This is a genomic window from Chamaesiphon sp., from assembly GCF_041737865.1.
Lineage (GTDB): Bacteria > Cyanobacteriota > Cyanobacteriia > Cyanobacteriales > Chamaesiphonaceae > Chamaesiphon.
The window spans coordinates 1-11,452 of the sequence record NZ_JBGSQZ010000246.1 but is presented as its reverse complement, the minus strand read 5'-3'; the positions used below and the strand labels follow the sequence as shown (position 1 = coordinate 11,452).

Annotated in this window: 9 protein-coding genes; 5 read left to right on the top strand and 4 right to left on the bottom strand. The window is 44.7% G+C overall.

Annotated features, from left to right (window positions below; translation table 11 throughout):
• Positions 1 to 351: 351 nt before the first annotated feature.
• On the top strand, positions 352 to 1,659 hold the full coding sequence (gene sigC / locus ACEW9J_RS18625) for an RNA polymerase sigma factor SigC (RefSeq protein WP_373546593.1): 1,308 nt from the start codon (positions 352 to 354) through the stop codon (positions 1,657 to 1,659).
• Positions 1,660 to 1,741: 82 nt separating this feature from the next.
• Here the strand turns inward: sigC and ACEW9J_RS18620 are convergent, their stop codons facing one another.
• Positions 1,742 to 3,067 carry a hypothetical protein gene (locus ACEW9J_RS18620; protein WP_373546592.1) on the bottom strand — a complete coding sequence of 442 codons (1,326 nt, stop codon included), beginning with the start codon at positions 3,065 to 3,067 and terminating at the stop codon, positions 1,742 to 1,744.
• A gap of 88 nt (positions 3,068 to 3,155) precedes the next feature.
• Between ACEW9J_RS18620 and ACEW9J_RS18615 the strand changes: the two genes are divergently transcribed.
• Positions 3,156 to 4,685, top strand: coding sequence for a phosphomannomutase/phosphoglucomutase (locus ACEW9J_RS18615; RefSeq protein ID WP_373546591.1), 1,530 nt, complete (start codon positions 3,156 to 3,158; stop codon positions 4,683 to 4,685).
• A 227-nt stretch (positions 4,686 to 4,912) separates the two neighbouring features.
• On the top strand, positions 4,913 to 6,166 hold the full coding sequence (locus ACEW9J_RS18610) for an OFA family MFS transporter (RefSeq protein WP_373546590.1): 1,254 nt from the start codon (positions 4,913 to 4,915) through the stop codon (positions 6,164 to 6,166).
• A 218-nt stretch (positions 6,167 to 6,384) separates the two neighbouring features.
• On the opposite strand, the gene ACEW9J_RS18605 is transcribed toward ACEW9J_RS18610, so the two are convergent.
• Together ACEW9J_RS18605 and ACEW9J_RS18600 are read right to left on the bottom strand one after the other, a co-directional pair.
• Complete coding sequence (locus tag ACEW9J_RS18605) at positions 6,385 to 7,443, bottom strand: PIN domain-containing protein (protein ID WP_373546589.1); 1,059 nt, start codon at positions 7,441 to 7,443, stop codon at positions 6,385 to 6,387.
• Between the two features lie 203 nt (positions 7,444 to 7,646).
• Positions 7,647 to 8,489 carry a hypothetical protein gene (locus tag ACEW9J_RS18600; RefSeq protein ID WP_373546588.1) on the bottom strand — a complete coding sequence of 281 codons (843 nt, stop codon included), beginning with the start codon at positions 8,487 to 8,489 and terminating at the stop codon, positions 7,647 to 7,649.
• Between the two features lie 90 nt (positions 8,490 to 8,579).
• Here ACEW9J_RS18600 and ACEW9J_RS18595 point away from each other — a divergent pair, with 90 nt between their 5' ends.
• Together ACEW9J_RS18595 and mazG are read left to right on the top strand one after the other, a co-directional pair.
• Entirely contained in the window at positions 8,580 to 9,374 is a 795-nt protein-coding gene (locus ACEW9J_RS18595) for a pentapeptide repeat-containing protein (protein WP_373546587.1), read from the top strand.
• Between the two features lie 323 nt (positions 9,375 to 9,697).
• A complete protein-coding gene (gene mazG / locus ACEW9J_RS18590; protein WP_373546586.1) occupies positions 9,698 to 10,510 on the top strand; it encodes a nucleoside triphosphate pyrophosphohydrolase in 813 nt (270 codons plus the stop codon).
• A 125-nt stretch (positions 10,511 to 10,635) separates the two neighbouring features.
• Here mazG and ACEW9J_RS18585 read toward each other — a convergent pair whose 3' ends face one another.
• A complete protein-coding gene (locus ACEW9J_RS18585) occupies positions 10,636 to 10,878 on the bottom strand; it encodes a NifU family protein (RefSeq protein ID WP_309737990.1) in 243 nt (80 codons plus the stop codon).
• Positions 10,879 to 11,452: the final 574 nt, after the last annotated feature.

Sequence of the window (11,452 nt, the reverse complement as noted above, 5' to 3'; positions counted from 1 at the left end):
CCACACCGATCCCTTCCCGAACTCGGAGGTGAAACGCTCGCACGGCGACGATAGTTGGGGGGTTGCCCCCTGTCAAAATAGCTCGATGCCAAGCTCAATCTTGCTACTAATATGAAGCCCTCAATCAACGATTGAGGGCTTTTTTGCATTCTGGCTATGCTTAATATTAGTGGACTTCTGCTTATTTGATTCTGCAAATATAAAAGAAATATGGTGTGTCAGTGAAGGATCTCAAGCAAAAGATGGGAACGCTATTCATAACGGTGATTGTTGTAGCTTTTCCCTTGAAATGCAGTTCAGATCTAAAATTTTTCATAACTAGATTTTTTTGAGTACATTTGAGAATAGTTTATGCCGAGCAAATCCTTAGATAAATCAGTAGAATACGACGAATCCGAATTAGATAAATCAGTAGAATACGACGAATCCGAATCCGCATCAGAACTGGATTGTAACGGCATAAACATGGATGACAATAGCCTACGAACATCTTTACCTGAGTTATTTGAAGATGAGCTGGATAGTACAGTAGTTCCGGCTGCTGAGAAAAATATTTACTATAGCAAGGATTTAGTCCGATTATATCTTCAAGAAATTGGTAAAGTGCGATTGCTGCTTAGAGATGAAGAGATCTCTGAAGCAAAAGTCGTTCAACGTTACGTACAGTTGCTCGAATTGCGTACCAATGCAGCAGCAGCAGCGAAATTAGGACAAAGTGACGACAGCGCAATGTTACAATACGTCGAAGCGATCGAAATTCACGATCGATTGACAGCCCAATTGGGGCATCGTCCTTCGCCTGAACGCTGGGCGAGTACCGTGGGTGTCTCCTTTGGAGAACTCAAGCCTAGATTGGCGGCTGGCAAGCAAAGATGGGCGAAATTAGCAAACGTAACGGTTGCTGAAATTGATGCCATTCAGTTGGCTGGTAACCGCGCTAAGGAACATATGATTAAGGCGAATCTCCGCCTAGTCGTCTCTGTTGCTAAGAAATATCAACATCGCGGCTTGGAACTCTTAGATCTGATCCAAGAAGGAACGATGGGTTTGGAGCGTGCTGTAGATAAATTTGACCCTACTAAGGGTTATCGGTTTAGCACCTATGCTTACTGGTGGATTCGCCAAGGAATCACTCGTGCGATTGCGACACAAAGTCGGAATATTCGGCTTCCCGTGCATATTACGGAAAAACTCAATAAGATTAAAAAAGTCCAACGTGAATTAAGTATCGAAACTGGACGTGCGCCGAGATTAGAGGATGTCGCTAAGGCTCTGGATATGACGCTGGTGCAATTGCAAGAAGTGTTGATGCGCGTCCCTCGATCGGTATCATTGGATGTCAAGGTGGGGAAAGATCGAGATACCGAATTGGGAGATCTGCTCGAAGCTGACGAAGTGACACCAGAACAACTAATGATGCGGGAATCACTTCAGGGAGAACTCGTGCAATTGTTGGCAGATTTGACCGATCGAGAGCGCGAGGTGATCTGTCTCCGGTTCGGGCTAGGATACAATCACGCGCATTCTCTGGCTGATATCGGGCGGGTACTAGAACTATCCCGCGAGCGCGTCCGCCAAATCGAATCTAAGGCTCTCCAAAAACTTCGCCAACCGAAACGCCGCAATCGCGTTCGGGACTATTTAGAATCGATGAATTAGCAGTTTGGTAGTGACGGTTCATAAATTATTACTACCAAGATAAATCGCTGGTGCTGAGTAAATCCTATATTCACCGATTGGCTTATTTAGGATCGCTATATGTTACCTTGATTTCTTCAATTAGGTCGTAGAGTAAGGATTCAATTTTGATGACTGTTTGCCGGCGCTGCATTTCAGCACCGATCGATTGAGTGAAGTTCTCGGCGAGACGACGGCTGAGTTTGGCACTGTTGGGGTCTTCTAGGACTTTTGTGAGGGCTGTATAGATGGATGTGGAAACTTCTTTGACGACTCGATCGATCGCTTGTGCGGGCATTTCGCCGACACCTGGAAGCCGTTGAAGATTGCGATAGGCGGGAGATTCTAATAAAGCTTTTTGAAATAAGTGGCGCAAAATTGCTTCTAAGTCTGGTTGAATTTTGGGGATGACTCGATAGACAACTATTTCTAAAATTAGCTCGACAAAAACTTCAATTTCGTTGACGTTATTTAAGTCTATATGTGGTGTGTTGAGATAGCTATGGATGAGCCGAGTTATCTGTCCAGATCTAATTGCAGTCTGGGTTTGTTGTAATGTTTGGAGGATCACTCCCTCTGTTAGTTCGTTGACAATTTGACCGACAAATAAGCGATTGAGTTCTGATTTGACTAAACTTAGATCGATTAATTTTGCTTGCTGCAACCGGATGATGACCGGAATTATCCGTAAAAATTGGGCGAATGGTAATAATAAAATCAGATCGTACCAGCGGCGGATAACTACTTGTTGCCAGCTAAGTTGACGATTGTGACGGCGGACAAAGAAAATCCTGCCTAATAGCTCACCTGCAAAAATACCGATAAAAATCAGATCGATCTGCCAAAAATTATCGACATAGTTACCAGATTGATTTAATTTGCGGTAATAATTGGTAACGAGTAAAGGTTTAATCTGGCGATCGTAAAATGCGATTTCTCGCTCCCAGCCAACTTTGGTAAGGTAAGCTTGACTCCAGAATGTAGCAAAGGCACCTTTGGCTGATTGATTTTGGATGCGATCGCGGAGATCGTTTTTGATTTGTTCGAGATTACCAGTTTTACCAGCTACTTGAAAGGGATTATTTTGAATCATACTCACGCTGAGAGTATCCAAATCTTGCAGCCAACTTTGGGTTTGAGATGAGGCTAATCCAGTTTGTTTGACTGTGAGTTTGAGTTGTTCGACAGCGTTTAGATAACGTTGGGTTTCACGATGGGGTTCGATCCCTTTAACTCGATCGTATCGCACGACGATCGGCAGATTGCGGAAGTAAAAATCGCGACAGGGAATATAAGTAAGGTCGAATATCGATACTATAAATCCGAGCGAGGCAATCGTCGCCATCGATCGCTCAAACCACAAGTTTTTGCGAGTAGTGGGTGAAAACACCAAAAGATTTTAGAAAGTATGCAGGTTACGCCACTTATTTTAAGGTATTTTGGCTATACGGATGGAAAAATAGCAGGTTTTACTCCAAATGGCGATCGAGCAAAATTTTAACTGGAACAAGCTACAAAATGGCTCGGATATTCGCGGGATTGCCCTGGAAGGTGTCGTAAATGAAAATGTCAATCTCACCCCCGAAATAGCCAAAATTCTCGGTCAAGCCTTTGTGACATGGCTCTCACACAAGGTAAATAAACCCAGTACCGAACTGATTGTAGCAGTGGGACGCGACAGCCGTCTGTCTGGCCCAGCAATTATGCAGGCTACGCTCGATGGGATTACTGCTGTCGGGAGTCAGGCGTACGATTTTGAGATGGCTTCGACTCCGGCGATGTTCATGAGTACGATTACCGCCGGATTTGAGTGCGATGGAGCGATTATGCTCACCGCGAGTCATTTACCATTCAATCGCAATGGGTTGAAGTTTTTTACTGCGCAAGGTGGTTTAGAAAAGAAAGATATTTCCGATCTTCTGGCGTTAGCTGCAACTAATAATTTTGAGATTGCAGCGGTGAAGGGTAGGATTACTAACCGCGATTTTATGTCGGTATATGCTCACCAATTTGTCGAGCAAATTCGATCGAGTGTCAATCATCCGACTAATTTCGATCGACCGTTAGCAGGGCTAAAAATCATCGTTGATGCAGGTAATGGTGCGGGGGGATTTTATGCCGATCGCGTGTTGCAACCATTAGGTGCAGACACTACAGGGAGCCAGTTTCTAGATCCTGATGGTACATTTCCCAATCACGTTCCCAACCCTGAAGATCCGACGGCAATGGCGGCAATTTGTCAAGCGGTAATCGCGCATCAGGCTGACTTTGGGATTATATTTGATACGGATGTCGATCGATCGGCGGCGGTAGATAGTACGGGGAAAGAACTCAATCGCAACCGCCTAATCGGATTGATTAGCGCGATCGTTTTACAGGAGCATCCTCAGTCTACAATTGTGACTGATTCGATTACTTCTGATGGCTTGACACAATTTATCGAGCAGGATTTGGGGGGAACTCATCATCGATTTAAACGTGGATATAAAAATGTCATCAATGAGTCGATGCGGCTGGATCGATCTGGGCAAGAATCCTGGGTAGCGATCGAGACTTCTGGACATGCTGCGATGAAGGAAAATCACTTTCTCGACGATGGTGCATATCTAGTCAGTAAACTATTAATCGAGCTAGCTAAGTCTAAATTGGCAGATCGATCGTTGACAGATCTGATTGCTAATTTACAAGAACCTGTTGAGAGTCAAGAGTTGCGAATCAAGATCGCTACCGAAGATTTTCAAGCCTATGGAAATAAAGTCATCGAGCAAATGCAAGCATTCGCAGCAAGTCAAACTGACTGGAAAATTGTCCCTAATAATTATGAAGGGGTAAGAGTTGCTTGTACATCTGAGATTGAGGATGGTTGGTACTTATTGCGATTATCTTTACACGATCCGGCTATTCCGGTGAATATTGAATCAAATGTAGCGGGTGGTGTCGATCGCATCAAGCAGCGGCTGTTATCATTTCTACAAACTCAGGAATCGCTCGATTTATCTGCTTTTTAAATAGTATTATCTACAGATAAATATTATAGATACTACCGAGGATTAGGATGGTGGGCACTGCCCACCATCCTAATTAACCGACCTATTACTGATTATTAGCTGTATGACGATTGCGAGGATCGAAGTAATATATAGTTCAGTCAGGTGGGCATTAATTATCGATCGTGTGTCGATAATTAATGCCCTGCTGCTATAAATCTGTGGGGACTATTGAGATCGAAGAAAATATGATGAATAATGACCTGAAACTATTTGGCTTACCTGCTCGGCAAGGTCGATGGCTATTTTTGCCTCTAGGCATTACCGCGATGCTCTGCTTGGGTACAGTTTATTCTTGGAGCATTTTTCGCAAGCCGTTGACGGCAGCTTTGACCAAGCAGGGCATCACAATTAGCTCGACAGATACCTTGCTTCCCTTTGCCACACTATTAGTAGTATTTGCCATTTTGATGCCGATCGCGAGTAGATATATCGAACGCTATGGTGCCGCAAAAGTAACCGCTGTCGGGGGGACGATTGTGGGCGTGGGCTATTTCTTTTCCAGTTTCGCAACCAATATTCCCCTGTTGGTTATTACTTACGGTCTGATTGCTGGAGCTGGCGTTGGGATTGTGTATGGCGTACCGATTGCAGTCACGGCGAAATGGTTTCCCGATCGCAAAGGATTAGCTGTCGGTTTAACTGTAGTTGGATTCGGTCTATCTCCATTGATTACCGCTCCCCTAGCGGGGTTGCTGATCGATACTTATGGCATCGACAGCACCTTTAGAATTTTCGGGATAGCTTTTACGGCGATCTTATGGGCGATAGCTACTCAGCTTCGATTTCCGCCCACAGACTGGCAGCCCAGTTCCCAGTTTGCTGCTAGCCCCGCGATCGCCGAGCCAGATCGGTTGTTGAGTTCGCCCAGCTTTTTTGCACTGTGGATCTGCTATGCGATTGGGTCTCTGGCTGGCCTGATGGCGGTGGGGATTGCCAGTAATGTGGGCAAGGAAATTATCGGACTCGATCCCAGCATGGCGACTGCTTCAGTATCGATTTTTGCAATCTTTAACGGTGTCGGTCGCCCGTTATTCGGTTGGTTGACCGATCGACTCAAGCCTAAAATGACGGCAATTATCTCTTATGTGCTGATTTTGATCGCCTCGATCGTCATGCTCAATACTGGTAAAGGTCAGGTTGTCAATTACTTTTTTGCCTTTGGTCTACTGTGGTTGTCTTTGGGCGGATGGCTGGCGATCGCACCCACAGCCACGCTGTCAATGTTTAATCCTGTCAACTACACCAAAAACTATGGCATCGTTTTTACCGCTTACGGGGCAGGAGCTTTGCTGGGTACTCTAGTTGCTGGTAGTGCCAAAGATATTTTCGGTAGCTATACCAATGCTTTTATTCCGACGGCAATTCTCTCGATTGTGGGTATCTCGATCGCTACTTTCGCACTCAAGCCAGATGCCAAAAGTCAGCAAATTTTATCTTGAAGTTATTACTTCCAGTATGGATTTTGGGTCAGCTAGTCATCATGATTAATATCGACCGATTCAAAATCAGCTTGCTAAAGTAAATCGTGACATTCTTCAACCGTGCTGATGGGGTCGCTCGATAATGTCGATCGACCCCATCAGCACTTAACTGTCGTTAAAACTCTCGATCGATCTACTCAACAGCTTTCTGCACCACGATACCATCAACTTTTGAACTAATCTAATAGAGCTTTAATCGCAGTTAAACTAGCTTCATCTAAGTACTTTTCGTTACTTGCTACTACTGATGATAGGAAATTTTTTACTTCATCGTCTTCGATCGACCACACTACCTGACGATTGGAGATTGCTGCAGCGACGATCGTATTGACTTGAGCGGCTGTAAATTCTGTGTAGTAACTTAATTTGGCGATCGCTGCTTGAGTATTGGCGATCGATTGGCTGTTGACTAAATCTCTAATTAAAAATTCTTTATCCCGAACGCTAGCTAATGCGATATCAGGGAATTGTTCTTTACAGAAGCTAGATAACCGCTTGTAGAAGTAAATCTTTGTCTGTTTTCTATTATACCACTCAGTGAGTAGGAAATCACTAAATTCATCATCATTTAGTGCCGAGCAATAGTCTTTATCGCCAGTAATAAAATAGAGATCTTCGCCTTCTGGTGTTTCGTCGAGTAGACATTCCCAGTTAATTGCATCACCCAAGGAGTTATTCTTACCAGGTGGATTTCCTATCCCCATTCGGAATCTGGCTCGATCGAGTGTGGTAGGATGGTTTGTGAGCTTTTTTCCCAGACTGAAAAAGGATTTGATGATGCGATCGGCTTTGAGATTTTTAGCTTTAATATCGATCGCGATTTTAGCAGTTAGAGATACATGAGCTTGCTCATAATGCTTGAGTGATTCCCTAAGAATATCGATCTCTGGGTAGTCTTCACTGATTTGGGGATATTGAGGATTGAAAGTTTGGGTACGGAGGGATTTAATTGCGCCATCGATACGTTGTTCGCGGTTACGATTGAACTCGTCAATAATTTGGTCTGTAAGTAGTAGTGTAATCTTTTGTCTCTCGATCGCGTCAATCAATTTGTTGAGTTCGTTTAAATCTTCTTGATTGAGAGAATAAAAGGATAGTAAAATATTGGTATCTATAAAAAGCTGCATATATTGACTTAGGAGATAGTTAGACAGCGGTTTGGACTGGATTGTCCGATCGAGATGCAACACCGCCGATGATGAAAGGCTCGATGGCAGTGATTTGTCTGCCTGCATTATAACAAAATCCCGATCCAGTTCTCCGTAGTCGGGTCAGAAACAGTTCTGGTAGATAGTAAGTAAACGATCCAACAAATTTAAATATTGTCAATCCAACCGCGTAAAACAAGGTGAGAATGGCAGGGTTTTGCCTGCCCGACTCGATCGCAAATACACCCAAAGATTACGCTGCTAACTGTTTAGCCAATTAGGACTTCTTCTCATAGACCAGTTAGATCGATCGATAGAGATTGGACTTTTTTAGTGCCCTTTGGTGGTAAGAATTTAAAGATCGAACTATTGACATTGGGTCGAGGATTGCGATCGAGAATCTTTTCTGTCAGTGAAAATGTCCACCCATCTTTGGCATCGATGCCAGTAAATTCAACTTGCTTGAGGATTCCTGTCTGAGGTTGAACGAAACCATTAAATGTCCAGTTCTCCAGCTTATTTGTGTATGAATAAACATATAGTTCTTGCCCCTCAACTTGCCGCTTACTACCTTGCAAATCTTGAATATCGCGTTCGGGTAGAGCAGCTAAAAAGTTAGGGCTGGATGCTAAAGCAGCATTTAGCTCTTTGCGAGTGGGTTCCGTGACAGTCAAAAAGAAGATGGATGATATACCGACTAGATATGAATAGGGTTGTGCTTGAAATTTGGCGATGGTAGTCTGGGAATATTGACGACGATCGGGTCGATAGATCCAGACTCTCTGACGATCTGAAACAATCGTATAAGTCGCTGTTGGCGGCTGTCCTGGTCGAGCAAAAGTTAGTTCAGAGCGAAACTCACCGCTAGTTTGGGCGATCGTTTTAGTTTGAGCATAAATCTTGACATCCACGCCTTTGTCTTGGATGGTCATCACAAGCTGAGACTGGGTTGCAACTCGATTAGTCTGCAAAAAATCACCGAGAGCCTTACCCAACAATGTCAGATCTGGAGCAGTTACTGCTGGCTGCTGTGGCGGGAGCGGTGATGGCGATATAGGTGGGACTTGAGCCTGAGCGGTACTAGCCCAGCCGATGAGTGCCGTGGCAACGATTCTGAGTAATAATTTAGACATGCTATATGGATACGACAGGAGATATCTACCGATTGCCTAAACTTACTCAGACACTATAGAGTTGATTAATAACGAATTATTAGAGCAACCGTGAACGATTCTGCGATCGCACCTTCAGAAATTTTAGCAGCTATCCGTGCTGGACACTCCATCGCGCAGCTAGATCTGTATCGAGTCGATATGAGTGATGTCGAATTGCCAGGAGCCAACCTCAAGGGGTTAAACTCGATCGGAGCCGATTTTGGGAGAGCTAATCTGAGTGGTGCAGATTTGAGCGGTGCAGACTTACGAGGGGTCAATTTCAGCGATGCTAATCTGAGTGGTGCCAACCTTGCGGGAGCTTATCTCAATCGATCGCAATTGTACAAGACAAACTTGACTAGGACAGATTTAACTGGGGCTAAATTACAGGTAGCCAGGTATGACCACCATACCATTTGGGCGGAGGGGTTTGCTTATAAATCATCGGGCGCGATCGGCCCTGGAGCAATCCTCAACGGTGCCTATCTCAATACAGCCAATCTCCGCAATGTCGATCTCAGTGGCGCAAATCTACTGGGAAGTTATCTCAGTGGTGCCGACTTGACAGGTGCCAATCTCCAAAATGCTCGATTGAGTGGTGCAACGCTTCAGAAGGCATATCTGACTGGTGCCTCCCTTCGTCATGCACGGCTAAATGGGGTGAATCTAGCAGGTACCGATCTGCGGGCTGCCGATGTGACTGGGATCGAACTGGAGCATCTGAGCAGCATTGCTGGGGCAGATTTTAGCGATGTACAGGGACTCAGTGACGCTCTGCGATCGATGCTCTTGGGGCGTTCTGCGGCTGAACTGGACGTTTGGAATGCCTTTACCCGCCGGACGACGAGACAGAGTTTAAATTAATGGATCGGGCAACGGGGTTAGTTAGCTCGATGTAGCCATCATCAAAAGCCCCGTATCCTTCGCTAGCAGAAAGGTGCAAGCTTTAGGATGTGAAAAATGGTTAAAGAGTGTTTTAAATGTTTGACAGCTTACTCAGGCTTAAAAAATTAGGAAGATTTTTTAAGCCTGAGTAGTTACGTTCCTAGCCACTTAGATTGTGGGTAGCATTAGGGAGTTCTGAGCCGATAGAATGGGTATGGCTCCGACAAGGGTTTGAGGTATCTAGATCTGATTTGGATCGCTCAGGAGCATTAAGCTGTCTACCAGTAAACTAACGCGACACTATGATAAATCCCGAATCTAGTCCAATCCTTGGCTCACTCCAAGACTTGATTGATGTTGTTGCCAAATTGCGAGATCCTGAGGGGGGTTGTCCGTGGGACTTGGCGCAGACACCTGAGAGCTTGACTCCATATATCGTTGAGGAGGCTTATGAGGCGGTACACGCGATTCGGAGTGGCGATCGCGCGTCGATCGTGTCGGAATTGGGAGACTTATTATTGCAAGTAGTTTTGCAGTCGCAATTAGCCAGTGAGGCGGGGCAATTTACCCTCGCTGATGTCGCTCAAAGTATTAGTGAAAAATTGATCCGCCGTCATCCGCATGTGTTTGGAGATGTCGCCGTTGCTGATATCGCCGAAGTCAAAGCCAATTGGGAGCAAATCAAAGCACTCGAAAAGGGGAAGACTACCGAGCTACTCAGCGACAAGCTCAGTAGTTATGCTGAAAAAATGCCACCGCTGAATGCCGCTATGAAAATCTCGAACCGAGCGGCAGCGATGGGATTTGAATGGAAAAGTGTGACTGGAGTATGGGCAAAGTTTGATGAGGAATTGGGCGAATTTAAAGCAGCATTGGCTACCCCAGATACAGCTCATCAGGAAGCTGAATTAGGCGATTTATTATTTACGATCGTCAACTTGGCGCGGTGGTTGAAACTCGATCCAGACAAGGGATTGAGCAGCACAAATCAAAGGTTTATCGATCGAATCGGGCAGATAGAACAATATATCGATAAACCTTTGACAGACTATTCAATTACCGAACTGGAGCTGCTGTGGCAACAAGCGAAACAACAACTGGCTCAGGGTGACTAAACTCACATCTTGCATCAAAACAAGGTCACTAGTATTAAGAGGGTAGAGGGTAGTATTCAGGCAATAGTTGCTAGTTTGGAGCAAATTTTGTCCGTTCTTATGTAGTGGTGCAAGATGTGACTAAATTAAAAAACTTGTTCGACACCAGAAATTTCAGGAATCATGTCGCACAATTTGCGCTCGATCCCCATTTTGAGAGTCATCGTCGAACTAGGGCAAGAGCCGCAAGCACCTTGGAGTCGAAGTTTGACGATTGGGCCATCGATATCTACTAGCTCGACATTACCACCATCTGCCATGAGGTAAGGTCGCAGGGTATCGAGGACGGTTTCAACGTTAGCAGGATTGAGTGTTAAAGCTTCAGACATAGTTCACTAAACCAAATTGAAAATTATCTAATCAGGACATCGATCTCACATTCGATCGTAACCGATTCTACCAGTTATTTCCGCATTGGTTGGGGAGGATTTCCGACGGTGCGAAATTTAGGGATGATTTTCTCTCAACGAGTAGCTCTATTCCTAGCGATAGAGAGAATAGATAGCAATACTTCTCGGTTAATCGATCTCTCTGAGGTATTGGAATAGATGGTGGATAGCTGGTACTGTTGGCGTTAGCCTGCCGTAGTGGCTCGACACGACTAAAACTGTGGGCATTCAGAACTCTGAAAAATACAATTAGTAATATTTTGAGCGATCGCTTTACCCACGTTTTTAGTCGTGTCGTCCCAGTAGGCTTAGTATTGTCAATTATTTGTAACCATCGATTCAGTTGATGTTACAAAGGGCGTCGAGCATCTATTTCGGCTCTCCTGTACTTAGGGTGATAATTTAAACTTATTCAAATGATCGGAGCGGAGCGGAGATTATTTGAATAAGCAAGCCAACAGTTTTTCTCTCATCGATTTGAAACTAGCAAAACCGTAACTTTGGCGGAGAATTA

What these genes read in the sequence shown, in the direction of transcription:
- mazG (WP_373546586.1), top strand. Translation starts at nt 9,698, where the DNA reads ATGATAAATCCCGAATCTAGTCCAATCCTTGGCTCACTCCAAGACTTG.
- ACEW9J_RS18615 (WP_373546591.1), top strand. Translation starts at nt 3,156, where the DNA reads ATGGCGATCGAGCAAAATTTTAACTGGAACAAGCTACAAAATGGCTCG.
- ACEW9J_RS18605 (WP_373546589.1), bottom strand. Translation starts at nt 7,443, where the DNA reads ATGCAGGCAGACAAATCACTGCCATCGAGCCTTTCATCATCGGCGGTG.
- ACEW9J_RS18585 (WP_309737990.1), bottom strand. Translation starts at nt 10,878, where the DNA reads ATGTCTGAAGCTTTAACACTCAATCCTGCTAACGTTGAAACCGTCCTC.
- sigC (WP_373546593.1), top strand. Translation starts at nt 352, where the DNA reads ATGCCGAGCAAATCCTTAGATAAATCAGTAGAATACGACGAATCCGAA.
- ACEW9J_RS18610 (WP_373546590.1), top strand. Translation starts at nt 4,913, where the DNA reads ATGATGAATAATGACCTGAAACTATTTGGCTTACCTGCTCGGCAAGGT.
- ACEW9J_RS18600 (WP_373546588.1), bottom strand. Translation starts at nt 8,489, where the DNA reads ATGTCTAAATTATTACTCAGAATCGTTGCCACGGCACTCATCGGCTGG.